Annotated in this window: 10 protein-coding genes; 6 read left to right on the top strand and 4 right to left on the bottom strand. The window is 75.3% G+C overall.

The annotated features are described in order from the left end of the window. Window positions 1-16: 16 nt before the first annotated feature. Entirely contained in the window at window positions 17-856 is an 840-nt protein-coding gene (locus tag SERN_RS01880; RefSeq protein ID WP_135848419.1) for a PHP domain-containing protein, read from the top strand. Beyond that, window positions 853-1,470 (top strand): MarC family protein, encoded by a 618-nt coding sequence (locus SERN_RS01875; protein ID WP_135848418.1) that lies wholly within the window; start codon window positions 853-855, stop codon window positions 1,468-1,470. The genes SERN_RS01880 and SERN_RS01875 overlap by 4 nt, the downstream gene beginning before the upstream one ends. 3 nt (window positions 1,471-1,473) lie before the next feature. Here the strand turns inward: SERN_RS01875 and SERN_RS01870 are convergent, their stop codons facing one another. After that, entirely contained in the window at window positions 1,474-2,097 is a 624-nt protein-coding gene (locus SERN_RS01870) for an L-threonylcarbamoyladenylate synthase (RefSeq protein WP_135848417.1), read from the bottom strand. Between the two features lie 142 nt (window positions 2,098-2,239). On the opposite strand from SERN_RS01870, the gene SERN_RS01865 reads away from it, so the two are divergent. Beyond that, on the top strand, window positions 2,240-2,638 hold the full coding sequence (locus SERN_RS01865) for a DUF732 domain-containing protein (RefSeq protein WP_135848416.1): 399 nt from the start codon (window positions 2,240-2,242) through the stop codon (window positions 2,636-2,638). An 85-nt stretch (window positions 2,639-2,723) separates the two neighbouring features. Here the strand turns inward: SERN_RS01865 and SERN_RS01860 are convergent, their stop codons facing one another. After that, entirely contained in the window at window positions 2,724-4,607 is a 1,884-nt protein-coding gene (locus SERN_RS01860) for a DEAD/DEAH box helicase (RefSeq protein WP_135848415.1), read from the bottom strand. 200 nt (window positions 4,608-4,807) lie between these two features. Between SERN_RS01860 and SERN_RS01855 the strand changes: the two genes are divergently transcribed. After that, window positions 4,808-5,488, top strand: a complete 681-nt coding sequence (locus tag SERN_RS01855) for a ferritin-like fold-containing protein (RefSeq protein ID WP_158292540.1) — start codon at window positions 4,808-4,810, stop codon at window positions 5,486-5,488. Window positions 5,489-5,584: 96 nt separating this feature from the next. On the opposite strand, the gene SERN_RS01850 is transcribed toward SERN_RS01855, so the two are convergent. Then, the gene (locus SERN_RS01850) at window positions 5,585-5,806 is read right to left on the bottom strand and encodes a DUF3107 domain-containing protein (protein ID WP_135848413.1); all 222 of its coding nucleotides are present in this window, start codon (window positions 5,804-5,806) and stop codon (window positions 5,585-5,587) included. Between the two features lie 133 nt (window positions 5,807-5,939). Between SERN_RS01850 and SERN_RS01845 the strand changes: the two genes are divergently transcribed. Both SERN_RS01845 and SERN_RS01840 read left to right on the top strand, forming a co-directional pair. Next, on the top strand, window positions 5,940-9,185 hold the full coding sequence (locus SERN_RS01845) for a UrvD/REP family ATP-dependent DNA helicase (protein WP_158292539.1): 3,246 nt from the start codon (window positions 5,940-5,942) through the stop codon (window positions 9,183-9,185). Continuing rightward, window positions 9,182-12,544: an ATP-dependent DNA helicase gene (locus SERN_RS01840; protein WP_233251402.1), complete on the top strand. Its 3,363-nt coding sequence runs from the start codon at window positions 9,182-9,184 to the stop codon at window positions 12,542-12,544. The genes SERN_RS01845 and SERN_RS01840 overlap by 4 nt, the downstream gene beginning before the upstream one ends. Before the next feature lie 40 nt (window positions 12,545-12,584). On the opposite strand, the gene SERN_RS01835 is transcribed toward SERN_RS01840, so the two are convergent. Then, window positions 12,585-13,562: a phosphotransferase gene (locus tag SERN_RS01835; RefSeq protein WP_233251401.1), complete on the bottom strand. Its 978-nt coding sequence runs from the start codon at window positions 13,560-13,562 to the stop codon at window positions 12,585-12,587. Window positions 13,563-13,648 lie beyond the last annotated feature (86 nt).

Here is a 13,648-nt window from a genome sequence, read left to right as displayed (position 1 = left end):
GGTAGAGTCGAGCCTCGTGCCCATCGACCTCCACACCCACTCGTCCGTCTCGGACGGGACGCAGACGCCGACGGAGCTCGTGCACGCCGCCGCGGCGGCGGGGATCGACGTCCTGGGACTGACGGACCACGACACCACGGCCGGCTGGGACGAGGCCGCGACGGCGGCCCGCGAGTGCGGGATCGCGCTGGTGCGGGGCGCCGAGCTCTCCACGCGCACGGGGTGGACGAGCGTGCACCTCCTGTCCTACCTGCACGACCCGACCGACGCGCCCCTGGCGAGCGCGCTCACCCTCTCCCGCACCGCGCGCGTGCGGCGGGCCGAGACGATCGTGGACCGGCTCGCCCGCGACTTCCCGCTCACCTGGCGCGACGTGAGCGCGCAGGTCGCCCCCGGTGCGACCGTCGGGCGGCCCCACATCGCCGACGCGCTCGTGGCCGTGGGTGCTGCACCGTCGCGCGACGCCGTGTTCGCGGACATCCTCGGCGACGGCAGCCCCTACGTCGTCCCCTTCGAGATGCCCACCCCGCACGAGATGATCGCTCTCGTGCTGGCCGCGGGCGGGGTGCCCGTGCTGGCGCACCCGTTCGCGCACCTGCGCGGGGCGAGCCTGGACGCCGCGGAGATCGCGGAGCTCGCCGCCGTCGGGCTCGTGGGACTCGAGGTCGACCATCGCGACCACGACGAGCGCGACCGCGCCGCGCTGCGCGACCTCGCGCGCGAGCTCGACCTCGTGGTCACCGGCTCCAGCGACTTCCACGGCACCGGCAAGCTGAACCGTCTGGGGGAGAACACCACGGCGCCCGCATCGCTCGAGGCGATCGCCGAGCGCGGACGGCTCGAGGTCCTGCGATGAGCTGGATCGACCTCGCCCTGTTCACGACGACGTTCCTGACGCTGTTCGTCATCATGGACCCGCCGGGCACGGTGCCGGTGTTCCTCGCCCTGACCTCGTCGATGAACCGCACCCAGCGGATCGCGGCCGCGCGGCAGGCGATCCTCGTGGCGCTCGGCGTGATCGTGGCCTTCACGCTGTTCGGCCGCTACATCTTCGACTTCCTGCACGTCTCGGTGCCGGCGTTCCAGGCCTCGGGCGGGCTGCTGCTCCTGCTCGTCGCGCTCGACCTGCTCACGGGAAAGACCGAGGACCCCTCGCCGTCGCCCAGCGGGGTGAACGTGGCGCTGGTGCCGCTCGGGACGCCGCTGCTGGCGGGGCCCGGCGCGATCGTCGCCTCGATGCTGGCCGTGGAGAACTCGGACCGCTCGACCGCCGCCTGGGTGGCGATCGGGCTCGCGATCCTCGCGGTTCACGTGTGCCTCTACCTCGCGATGCGGTTCGCGGGGATCGTGCGCCGTGTCCTGGGCGACGGCGGTGTCACCGTCGTCACGCGCCTCGCGGGCATGCTGCTCGCCGCGATCGCGGTGCAGCTGATCGCCGACGCCGTGATGGCGTTCGTCGCGACCGCCTGAGCCCTACTCGAACGGAGTCGGGTCGCCGGCGCCGACGCGCACGACCTCGGGCTCGCCCGAGGAGAGGTCGACGACGGTGGTCGGCTCCGTGCCGCACTCGCCCGAGTCCAGCACGGCGTCCACGAGGTGCCCGATCTCCTCGTTGATCTGCCAGCCGTCGGTCAGCGGCTCGCTCGCACCGGGCAGCAGCAGCGTGGAGCTGAGGAGGGGTTCGCCGAGCTCGCGCAGCAGCTCCCGCACGACCGGGTTGTGCGGGATGCGCACACCGACCGTCTTCTTCTTCGGGTGGTGCAGCCGCCGCGGGACCTCCTTGGTCGCGGGCAGGATGAACGTGTAGGCACCGGGCGTCGCCGCCTTGATGGCGCGGAAGGCCCAGTTGTCCAGGTGCACGAGCGTGCCGAGCTGGTGGAAGTCGGAGCACACGAGCGTGAAGTCGTGCTTGGCGTCGAGGTCGCGGATCTGTCGGATCCGCTCGGGGCCGGTGACCGAGTCGAGCCGCGCGCCGAGCGCGTAGCAGGAGTCGGTGGGATAGGCGATCAGCGCGTCGTCGTCGCGGAGCATGGCCACGACCTGCGAGATCGCGCGCGCCTGCGGGTTGACGGGGTGGACCTCGAGGAAGCGTGCCATGCAGCCACCCTAGGACGCTGACACGGGGACCGACAGGGCCGACGGTCGAACCTCGCCCGCGATCCGTGATTCCTCTACGGTGGAAGAGATCAACGACGCAGCAGCGTGCCCGACCAGGACGCGCCCGAGCACGGAGGTCACCATGCACCACGCACGACACGGCGGTCGCGACAGCCGCACGCCTCGCACGATCACGACCACCATCGTCGCCCTGACGATCCTGTCGGCGTGCACGCCGCCGCAGCCGCCACCGCGCGTGCCGCCAGGGCCGGAAGCCGACGTGGCCTTCCGCGAGGCGCTGGACGAGGCGCTTCCCGGGGTCTTCACCGACGACGAGCCGGGGATGATTCCTGCGTCGTTCCACGCCCGGCTGACCTGTGGGGCGATGCTGCCGCCGAAGGACCGGCCCGGGGCGGACGCGAGCCACAGCAGGGCCGAGATCATCGACGTCTGGGCCGAGGATCTGGGGCCGGGGCGTGCCGAGACGTTCGTCGACGTCGCGATCGAGCACCTGTGCCCGGGCGCGGGACGCGGGGCGTAGCGGCGACAGGGCGGGACGCGACGATCCCGCCGTGACGACGCCGGAGCGCGTCCCGACGGGATCGTCGGGTGTGGTGCGGGGTGGGCTACTCGCCGGAGGCCACCGGGGTGGCGTCCTCGCCCGAGCCGGCACCGCCGCGACGACGACGACGGCGCGGTCGGCGCTCGCCACCCTCGTCGGGGGCTGCCGCCGTGCCCGGGAACGCGCCGGAGCGGTCGGGCAGGTCGATGCTCACGTCCGAGCCGGGCACCGTGACGCCCGACGAGGCCGGCGCAGCGGGCTCGGTGCCGGTCTCCTGGCGACGACGGCGGGGCTCGCCGTCGCGCGGAGCCTGACGTTCGGTGCGCTCCGCACGGGGCCGATCGGTGCCGCGGCCGCTGTCGCGTCCGCCGCGGCCACCCTCACGAGGTGCGCGGCCGCCGTCGCGACCGCCACGGCCGCCGTCCCGCGAACCGCCGTCGCGCGATCCGCCGCCGTCACGAGGACCGCGGCCACCGGCGTCGCCGCCGGCGCGCGAGTTGCGCTTGCCCGTCTCGCCCAGGTCCTCCACGACCTCGGCGCCGAGCCCGGCGCGCGTGCGCTCGGAACGGGGCAGCCGGCCCTTGGTGCCCTCGGGGATGTCGAGGTCGGTGTACAGGCTGGGGGTGGAGGAGTACGTCTCCGGCGGGTCGGGCGTCTCGAGGCCGAGGGCCTTGTCGATGAGGGACCACTTGGGCACGTCGTCCCAGTCCACGAACGTCACCGCGGTACCCGTGTTGCCCGCGCGACCGGTGCGACCGACGCGGTGCAGGTAGGTCTTGTCGTCGTCGGGGCACTGGTAGTTCACGACGTGCGTGACGTCGTCGATGTCGATGCCGCGCGCTGCGACGTCGGTCGCGACGAGCACGTCGACCTTGCCGTTGCGGAACGCGCGCAGCGCCTGCTCGCGCGCGCCCTGGCCGAGGTCGCCGTGGATCGCGGCCGAGGCGAAGCCGCGCTCGGCGAGGTCGTCCGCCACCTTCGCGGCGGTGCGCTTGGTGCGCGTGAAGACGATCGTCAGGCCGCGGCCGCGCGCCTGCAGGATGCGCGCGAGCACCTCGACCTTGTCCATCGCGTGGGCGCGGTAGACGAACTGCTTGATCGCCTTCAGCGTCACGCCGTCGTCGTCGGGGTCGTGCGCGCGGATGTGCGTGGGGTGCGACATGTAGCGGCGCGCGAGGGCGATGACGGCGCCGGGCATCGTCGCCGAGAAGAGCATCGTGTGGCGCGTGGGCGGCGTCGCGGCGATGAGGGTCTCGACGTCCGGCAGGAAGCCGAGGTCGAGCATCTCGTCGGCCTCGTCCAGCACGACGGTGCGGACGTGGGACAGGTCGAGGTGACGCTGCTTGAGCAGGTCGATCATGCGGCCCGGGGTGCCTACCACGACCTCGACGCCCTTGGTGAGCGTGTCGATCTGCGGCTCGTACGCACGACCGCCGTACAGCTGGATGACGCGGACGCTGCGGCGCCGCGAGGCGGTCGCGAGGTCTCCCGCGACCTGCGCGGCGAGCTCGCGCGTCGGCACCACCACGAGCGCCTGCGGCTTCCCGGGGGAGGCGAGCTCCTCGAAGCCGGGCTCGCCGGGGGAGGTGACGTTCTGCAGCAGGGGCACGCCGAAGCCGAGCGTCTTGCCGGTTCCGGTCTTGGCCTGGCCGATGATGTCGTGCCGCGAGAGGGCGACGGGGAGGGTCAGCGCCTGGATCGGGAACGGGTGGATGATGCCGACGTCGGCGAGCGACCCGACGATCTCGGGCGAGACGTCGAAGTCGGCGAAGGTCTGGGGGACCTCGGTGTGGGGGTCGACGGCGGGGCCGTCGAGCGTCTCGCTCGCGAGGGCCTCGATCTCGGCCTGCGACGCGGGCTCGACCGCGGCGTCGCCGGACACGTCGATCCCGGGCTCGTCGGAGGGGCTGGTGGTCGGCTCTGTCGAGCCGACGGGAGTCTCGGACATGTCTGCCTTGCTCTCGTGGCGCCGTCTGCACGCGGTGGGCGGTGCCTTCCGCGGCGATGCGTGCGCCTGGTGGCGGCAGCCGATCGCGGGTTTTCGCGCCCGTCCGTGACGTGTCACGACGACGGGCAGTGGCAGGGGCTTGGCAGCGACCGGGCAACCTGTGTCCGGGCCAGTGTAGTGCCGCCGATAGGCTGGCGTGCATGTCTCAGCCCGCCGGTCCCGGCGCCCACGATCCGTCCGTCGGCGCGCTCGACGCCCTCGCGCTCGTCGCGGCGAGCGAGCTCGCGAACTTCGCCCGACTGGCCGACGACGCCGCGCACGCCCCCGAGCTGCGCACCCGGATCGCGCTGTCGCGGATGGCTGCCGGGGAGCTCGCCTCGCTGGAGGCGGTCGAGACGCACGCGCACGCGCTCGGCGCCGGCGCCGAGGACTTCGACGACAGCATCTGGACGTTCCGCGAGCTGCTGAGCGAGTTCGACGCGCGACTCGTGCCGCGCGACTGGTGGGAGCGCCTGGTCAAGACCTACATCGGTTACGGGATCGTGCTCGACCTGCAGCGGGAGATCGTGAACGGACTGACCGGTCAGACCCGCGAGGTGGCCGCGGTGCCGCTCGCCGACAACGGGCACGGCGACTTCGTCGTCGCGACGCTCGAACCCGTCATCTCCGCCGAGCCCCAGGTGGCGGCGCGGCTGGCGCTCTGGGGGCGCCGCGTGGTGGGCGAGGGTCTCGGGATCACCGCCCGGCTGCTCGCCGTCCACCCCGGGCTCGCGACCCTGGCCGCGGGGCCGGGGTGGACCGTGGAGCAGGTCACGGCGCTGACGGGCCGTCTCACCGGTGAGCACGCCCGTCGGATGAAGCGACTGAACCTGACGGCCTGAGCCGGCGGTCGGGCGGCGGCGTCCTGACACCGCAGAACGAGAACGAGCCGGGCCCGCGGGCCCGGCTCGTTCTGCGTCGCACGTGGGGCGAGGGTGTCAGGCCTTGCCGAAGCCGACCCGACGCGTCTCCTCCACGCCGAGCTCGACGTAGCCGATGGCCTCGGACGGGACGATGACGCGGCGGCCGCGCGCGTCGGTGAGGTCGAGGATCGCGCCGGCGAGGGCCTTCTCCACCGCCGCCGTGACCTCGTCGGCCGTCTGGTTGGTCTCCAGGGTCAGCTCGCGAGCCACCTGGCGGATTCCGATCGTGATCTCCATGGCGTCATCGTAGGCAGCGCCGGTCCCGACCCGTGCGCGCGTTCGCTGGCGGCGCACCGCCGCGTTCGACCGGCGATGTCGGGCCGGCGCGGTCCGACCGACGATGTCGGACGGCCGTGATGGGATCGTCACCGTGACCGCACCTCCTACGCTCGCGCCGGACGGCGCCCGCGACCTCGACCCCGCAGCGGCGGGGGAGGCCGCGCTCGCGTCGGTGGTCGCCTCGGTGCGCGCGGGCGGGCACCACGTGGTCCTCGGCGCGCCGGGCAGCGGCCGCAGCACGGTCGCGCTCGAGCTGATGGCCGCTCTGGCGCGCGACGGCGGTACGGACGACCTCCTGCTGCTCGCCCCCACGCGACGCGCGGCGGGGCGCCTGCGCGACCAGCTCGCCCAGCTGCTCCCGGTGACGGTCGGTCGCGTGCTGGTCCGCACGCCCGCGTCGTTCGCGTTCTCGGTGCTGCGCGCTCGCGCCGCGCTCCTGGGGGACGTGCCGCCCAGCATGCTCACGGGCGCCGACCAGGACGCGGTCCTGACCGAGATGCTCGCCGGGCACGCCGAGGGTGTGGGCCGCGACCCGCGCTGGCCCGCGGACGTGCCCGAGGCGGCGCTGACGCTGTCGACGTTCCGCCACGAGCTGCGCGACCTCCTCATGCGTGCCGCGGAGGCGGGCTGGGACGGGCCGGAGCTCGTGCGTCGGGGCGAGCGGCACGGCCGTCCCGCCTGGTCGGCGGCCGGTCGCGTGCTGACCGAGTACGAGGAGATCACGCGACTGGGTGAGACGACGCCGGACCGCGGGCGGCGCTACGACGTCGCCACGATCCTGGACGAGGCGGTGCTCGCGCTGTCCTCCTGGGAGAACGACCTGCCCGGCCACCCCCGACCGCGGATGCGCGTCGTCGTGCACGACGACTACCAGGACGCGACCCTCGCGACCGCACGTCTGCTGCGCGTGCTGGCCGACGACGGCTCGCGCCTGGTCCTGCTGGGGGACCCGGACATCGCCGTCCAGACGTTCCGCGGCGCCGTCCCCGCGCTCCTGGACCGGGCCACGACCGGCCCGGCGGGGATGCTCGGCGGGATCGCCTGGCCGACCGGGGCCGGGTCGGCCCGAGGAGCTGCCGGCGGTGCCCCCGAGGTCGTGGGCGAGTTCGGTGCGCAGCCGCACGTGCTGCCCACGGTCTGGCGCGGGGACGACCGCCTGCGCGACGTCGTCGACGCCGTGACCGCCGGCCTGCCCGCGCTGGGCGACGTGCGACGTCGTCGCGCCCGCCCCGTGCGGACGAGCGATCCCGACGCCGCACCCACCTCGAGCGTGACCGTCTCCGTGCTGCGCAGCGTCCCCGAGGAGGCCCGCGCCATCGCCCGGACGCTGCGCACCCACCGGCTCCGCGACGGGATCGCCTGGAGCGGGATGGCCGTCCTGGTCCGGGCGAGCGGTCAGGTCGCTGCGCTGCGCCGCGGCCTGCGCGCCGGCGGCGTGCCCGTCGCCACGGCGCAGGGCGAGGTGCCGCTGCGCGAGGAGCCCGCCGTGCGGCCCCTCCTGCGCGCCCTCGCGCTCGCGGTGCTGCCCGACGACGAACCACCGCCCCCCGAGGAGATCACCGAGCTGCTGCTCTCGCCGATCGGCGGGCTCGATCCCGTCGGCATGCGCGCCCTGCGCCGGGCCCTGCGCGGGGCGGAGGCGCTCGCGGGCGGTGTGCGACCGAGCGACGAGCTCCTGGTCGAGGCGGTCCTGGCCGACGACGTCGCGGCCGAGGTCCCGCACCGGCTGCGATCCGGTCTGCGTCGCGTGACGCGCGTGCTGCGCGCGGGCCGTGGAGCGCTCGCGCAGCCGGGCGCCTCCCTCGAGAGCGCGCTGTGGGCGGTCTGGGACGCGACCGGCCTCGCCGCGTCCTGGCGCCAGCGTGCGCTCGGGACGGGGGCGGCCGCGGAGCGCGCCGACGCCGACCTCGACGCCGTCCTCGCGCTGTTCCGCGCGGCCGAGTCGTTCACGCTGCGGCAGGAGGGTGCCGCGATCGCCGGCTTCACCGCCTACCTCGAGGCGCAGGAGTTCGCCTCGGACACCCTGGCCGCCACGGGCGAGCGCAGCGAGGCCGTGACCGTCATGACGGCGGCGGCCGCCGCCGGGCTGGAGTGGGACGTCGTCGCCGTCGCCGGGGTGCAGGAGGACGTCTGGCCCGATCTGCGGCTCCGCGCGCGGCTGCTCGACCCGGTCGGCGTGAGCGACATCGCCACGGGGCGGGGCGACGCCCCGGTGCGGCCGGTCGACGCCCGCCGGGCGGTGCTCGCCGACGAGCTGCGCCTGCTCGCGAGCGCCGTCAGCCGGACGCGCGCGCACCTGCTCGTCACGGCCGTCCAGGACCCCGACACCCGGCCCTCGGGACTGCTCGACATCGTCGACCCCCCGCCGCCCGACGCCGATGCGGACCGCCCCGTGCAGCCGGTTCCGCCCGCCCTGGACCTGCGCGGACTCACCGCAGCACTCCGGCGCGAGGTGCTGCACCCCTCGTCCGCACGTCGCGCGCGTGCGGCCGGCGAGCTGCTGTCGCTGCTCGCGGCGCACGCCGTCCCCGGCGCGGACCCGTCGGCCTGGTGGGGCACGGCCGCCGACTCGAGCACCCGCGAGCTGTGGACGGACGGGGAGAACGTACGGATGACCCCGTCGGACCTCACGACCCTCGACCAGTGCGCCCTCAGGTGGGCGCTGACCAGCGCGGGCGGGCGTTCCGGCTCCTCCGTCGTCGCCGAGCTCGGCACGCTGGTGCACGGCATCGCCGCCGACCTGCCGCACGGCAGCGCGGAGGAGATGCTCACCGAGCTCGACGCGCGCTGGTCCGGCCTCGGGCTGGGCGACGCCTGGCCGGCCCGGCTCCAGCGTCGTCGGGCCGAGAACATGGTCCGGCTGCTGGCGGAGTACGTCGCCGGGGTCCCGGGGCGCGTCGACGCCGAGCAGGCGTTCGCGGTGACGGTCGGTCGGGCCGATCTGACCGGCCGGGTGGACCGCGTGGAGCACCTCGACGACGGCGCGGTGCGCATCGTCGACCTCAAGACGTCCTCGAGCAGGGTCAGCGTCGCCGACGCCGAGCACCACCCGCAGCTCGCCGCCTACCAGGAGGCCGTGCTCGCGGGCGGCTTCCCGGGCTCCGTGGTCGGGGGCGCTCGGCTCGCCTACGTCGACGGCACGGCGGCGAAGCACGGTCTGCGGGACCAGGCGCCACCGACGCCGGAGGATCCCTGGACCAGCCGGCTCGTCGCGGAGTCGGCGGACACGATGGCGTCGGCGACCTTCGTCGCGACGGCCGGACCCTACTGCGGCGGCTGCCCGGTGGCGAGCAGCTGTCCGGCCCAGGACGCCGGCGCCCGGGTGGTGGGACCGTGATCGGCGCGCGCGAGCTCGCCGCCGTTCTCGGCAAGCCCGAGCCGACCGACCAGCAGGTCGCCGTGATCGAGGCCCCCCTCGAGCCGATGCTCGTGGTCGCGGGAGCGGGGTCCGGCAAGACCGCCACGATGACCGACCGCGTGGTCTACCTCGTGGCGAACGAGATCGTCGCGCCGTCGGAGATCCTCGGCCTGACCTTCACCAGGAAGGCCGCCTCCGAGCTCGCGGGCCGCATCGAGCGGCACCTCCGCGCGCTCGCGCGCTGGCGGGCGGGGAGCGAGGGGCGCTCCGGTGTGCGGGAGCAGGGCGGCCAGGGACCGAGCACGGCCGATCACGGGTGGCTGACCGAGCGCCCCCGGATCTCCACGTACAACGCCTACGCCGGGCAGCTCGTGAACGACCACGGCGTGCGCCTCGGGATCGAGGCCGACCAGACGCTGCTGAGCGAGGCGGGCCGCTACCAGGTCGCCACCCAGGTGGTCGAGCGCTGGACCGGCGACCTCGAGCTGACGAAGGCCCCGATCACGGTGGTGCGCGCCGTCGTCACGCTCGCGGGCGAGCTGGCGGAGCACCTGAGCACGCCGGAGGCGGCCGCCGTCGAGCTGCACCGCATCGCCGACGGCCTGGCCGACGCCCTGCCGACCGCGCGGAAGAAGGACCCGTACGCGGACGTGGCCAAGGTCATCGGGTCGCTGCGCGACCGCGCGAGCCTGATGCCGCTCGTGGCGGAGTTCAGCGCGGGCAAGCGTGCCCGCGCAGCCATGGACTTCCCCGACCAGGTGGCGGCGGCGGCCACACTCGCACGACAGTTCCCGGTGGTTGGACGGGGCGAGCGCGACGCGGCGCGCGTGGTGCTGCTGGACGAGTACCAGGACACCTCCGTCGCGCAGCTGGAGATGCTGCAGGCGCTGTTCGCGCACGGCCATCCGGTCACCGCCGTCGGCGACCCGCACCAGGGCATCTACGGCTGGCGCGGCGCCAGCGCCGGTGCGCTGCTCTCCTTCCCCGAGCAGTTCCCGCGGGCCGACGGCGGGCCGGCGCCCGTGGCGCACCTGACGACGTCGTGGCGCAACGACGAGGCGATCCTCGCGGCCGCGAACCTGACGTCGGCGCCGCTGCGGGACGCAGGTGTCGACACGCACGCCGGGGTGGGCGCGGATGATGGTGCGGAGTCCGACGCGGACGCGGAGGCGCGTGCGGCCACGGACGTTCCCGACGTCGACGTGCCGCCGCTGCTGCCGCGCCCCGGTGCCGGGCCCGGCGTCGTGCGCTGGACGTTCGCGCCCGACTCCGCCGCCGAGGCGACCGCGCTCGCCCGGGCGCTGCGCACCGCCTGGCGCCCGGGGGAGCGGACCGCCGCCGTGCTGTGCCGCAAGCGCAGCCAGTTCGAGGCGGTCCGTGCCGCCCTCGCCGAGCACGGCGTCCCCGCCCAGGTGGTCGGGTTGGCCGGACTGCTGCGCACCCCCGAGGTGAGCGACGTCCGCGCCGTCCTGACGGCCGCGTACGACCCGTCGCGCGGCGACGCCCTGCTGCGCCTGCTCACGGGTCCGTCCCACCGGCTCGGCGCGAGCGACCTGTTCGCGCTGTCGGACCTGGCCCGCCGTCGCACGTCCGCGCGCCGCCTTGACGGCGCGGCTCGCGAGGACACCGACACCGCCAGCATCGTCGAGGCGCTCGAGATGCTGCCGCAGCAGGAGACCTGGACCTCCGACCGCGGCCGGTCGTTCACGCCGGACGGGCTGCTCCGCCTGCGCGACGCCGCGACGCTCCTGCGGGACGTGCGCGGCCTGACCCACCTGGCGCTCGCGGACCTCGTCGTGGCCGTGGAGCAGTCCCTCGGCCTGGACCTCGAGGTGCACGCGCACGCCGGCGGGGCCGCGCACGGCCGGGCCGACCTGGACGAGCTCGCCGTCGTGGCGGCCGAGTTCGAGGCGGGCTCGCCCTCGCCCACGCTGGGCTCGTTCCTGGCCTGGCTCGACGCCGCGGACGAGTACGAGCGCGGCCTCGACGTCGCCGCGAGCGAACCCGACCCCACGTGCGTGCAGATCATGACGATCCACGCGGCCAAGGGCCTGGAGTGGGACGTCGTGGGCGTGGTCGGCCTCATGGAGGGCGACTTCCCGAGCATCACGACGGCGAAGGGGATGCCCAGCTCGTCCGGGTGGACGACCTCGCTGGAGGCGCTGCCGTACGAGATGCGCGGCGACGCGTCGCACCTGCCCGACCTCGAGGTCCCTCCCGGGGCCGACCACGCGGGGGTCAGGGACGCGCTGGCGGACTTCAAGCTGGCCGACGGCGACCGCGCGCTGCGCGAGGAGCGGCGGCTCGCTTACGTCGCCTTCACCCGCGCTCGCTCGATCCTGGTGCTGACCGGGTGCTGGCACTCCGGGCGCACGACGGTCAACGCGCCGTCGCGATTCCTGCGCGCGCTCGTGGCGGGGGGCGCCGCGACCCCGCTGCCCGGTACGGCGCCGGACGCGCTCGAGACCCCACCGCTCGAGGCCGAACCGCCGGCCCCGGTGCAGGCGACGTGGCCGGTCGAGCGGGACGGTGACCTGCTCGAGGCGCTGCGGCGCGCGGCCGAGCTCGTGCCGCCGCCCGGCGAGCGCGTCCCGACCCCGCCCGCGACGGGCGGGGACCCGGTGCTCGTGCAGTGGCGCTGGCAGGCCGAGACCCTCCTCGCCGAGCTCGAGGACGCCGGCCGCGAGCGCACGGCCGCCGACCCGCAGCACCTCTCCGCCTCCGCCGTCGTCGCGCTCGCCACCGATCCGCAGACGTTCGCGCTCGACCGTCGCCGCCCGATCCCCGCACGCCCGTCGATCCACACCCGCCGGGGCACGCAGTTCCACGCGTGGGTGGAGCGGCACTTCGCGCGCGCCGCGCTGCTGGACGTCGACGACCTGGACGTGGCCGACGTCGTCGGCTCGGACGAGGAGCTCGCGGCGCTGCAGGACGCGTTCCTCGCCTCGCCGTGGGCCGACCGGGAGCCGATCGCGATCGAGGCCGACGTCGAGACGCCGGTCGCGGGCACGACGGTGCGGTGCCGCATCGACGCCGTCTTCCCGTGGGCGGGACCCGTCCCCGAGACGGGTCGGCAGCCGCTCGTGCACGTCGTGGACTGGAAGACCGGCGCCCCGGCGCGGGGTGAGCGGGCGCACCGGGCGCGCGAGCTGCAGCTCGCGCTCTACCGGCTGGGGTGGTCGCGCCTGCACGGCGTGCCGATCGAGCGGGTCGCGGCCTCGTTCCACTTCGTCGGCGCGGGCTACACGCACGACGCCCCGATGCTCGGCGAGGCCGAGGTCGAGGCGCTCGTGGGCGCGCAGCTCGGCGAGCTGCGCGGGATCGTGCCCGGTCGCTGACGGTCGCCGTCGGCCGTCGGTCCCCGACGGCCGGTCGGGCCTACGCCCCGACGATGTCCGCGGCGCCGTCGATCGCGATGGCGAGGTCGGCCAGCATGGCCTCGGCCTCGTCGGTCACGAGGCTGTCGCCGATCCGCAGGCCGTGCAGCAGCCAGCGTCCCAGCGCGAGCTCGCTGAGCAGCTGCGCACGCGCGATCACCATCGTGCCCGCGCCCTCGCCCCGGTGCAGCGCGTAGGCCTCGAGGATCGACTCCAGCGCGTCCTCGGGGGCGGCGGCGATGAGCCAGGCGAGGTCGACGGCGGGGTCGCCGATGTGCGCGGCCGTGAAGTCGGTGATCGCCAGCACGCGGTCGCGGTCCGCGAGCACGCGTTCGGGCGCGAGGTCGCCGTGCACGAGCACGGGGCGGAAGCGCCAGGCGCGGACGTCCTCGAGCGCGGCCTCCCAGCGGCGCAGCACCTCGGGCGCGACCCGGCCGGTCTGGGCCATCAGGTCGAGCTCGGCGAGCAGGCGGGTGCGGCACTCGTCGGCGGTGTAGACGGCCAGCCCGGAGTCGGCGATCGCGGCGGTCTCCACCTCGTGCAGCGCCGCCAGGCTGCGGCCGAGGTGGGCGCTCAGGCCCGGTCCGGGCACGAGCGTGTGCAGCGGCAGGTCCCGGCCGGGCAGATCGGGGTGCACGACGGCGCGGCCCCCCTCGTCGAGGTCGGCGAAACCGGTCGGGCGCGCGATCTCGAACGGGAGCTCGTCGTGGCGGGTGGCGTCGGCCAGCGCCGCGAGCAGCGCCCACTCGGCCTCGAGCGCGGCTCCGGCGGCGACCGTGCGCGGTGCCCGCACCACCCAGCTGCGTCCGGCGGAGTCCAGGATCCCGGTGTACTCCACGGTCTCCTCGACCCCGCGCGGGTGGCGCGTGGCGACCACCTCGAGACCGGGGACGGCCGCCGTCGCGAGCGCGGCCAGGAACACGGCCGAGCGGGGCGGCGCCGGCGTCGTCGAGGGGGAGGAGGGGGAGGAGTCGGCCACGGAACCACGGTAGCCGCGTGCGGGGGCCGGGCGGGTGAGCGCACGCCGGGGAGGGCCGACGAGGGCGGTCGCGGTGACGGCGTCGG

The organism is Serinibacter arcticus, assembly GCF_004786095.1.
Classification (GTDB): Bacteria; Actinomycetota; Actinomycetes; order Actinomycetales; family Beutenbergiaceae; genus Litorihabitans; species Litorihabitans arcticus.
Note: the sequence above shows the minus strand (reverse complement) of the source record. Positions and strands in the feature narration are given on the sequence as shown.

Excerpts from the sequence above, each read along its gene's own strand:
- SERN_RS01855 (WP_158292540.1), top strand. The coding sequence starts at position 4,808 with ATGTCTCAGCCCGCCGGTCCCGGCGCCCACGATCCGTCCGTCGGCGCG.
- SERN_RS01860 (WP_135848415.1), bottom strand. The coding sequence starts at position 4,607 with ATGTCCGAGACTCCCGTCGGCTCGACAGAGCCGACCACCAGCCCCTCC.
- SERN_RS01865 (WP_135848416.1), top strand. The coding sequence starts at position 2,240 with ATGCACCACGCACGACACGGCGGTCGCGACAGCCGCACGCCTCGCACG.
- SERN_RS01870 (WP_135848417.1), bottom strand. The coding sequence starts at position 2,097 with ATGGCACGCTTCCTCGAGGTCCACCCCGTCAACCCGCAGGCGCGCGCG.
- SERN_RS01875 (WP_135848418.1), top strand. The coding sequence starts at position 853 with ATGAGCTGGATCGACCTCGCCCTGTTCACGACGACGTTCCTGACGCTG.
- SERN_RS01850 (WP_135848413.1), bottom strand. The coding sequence starts at position 5,806 with ATGGAGATCACGATCGGAATCCGCCAGGTGGCTCGCGAGCTGACCCTG.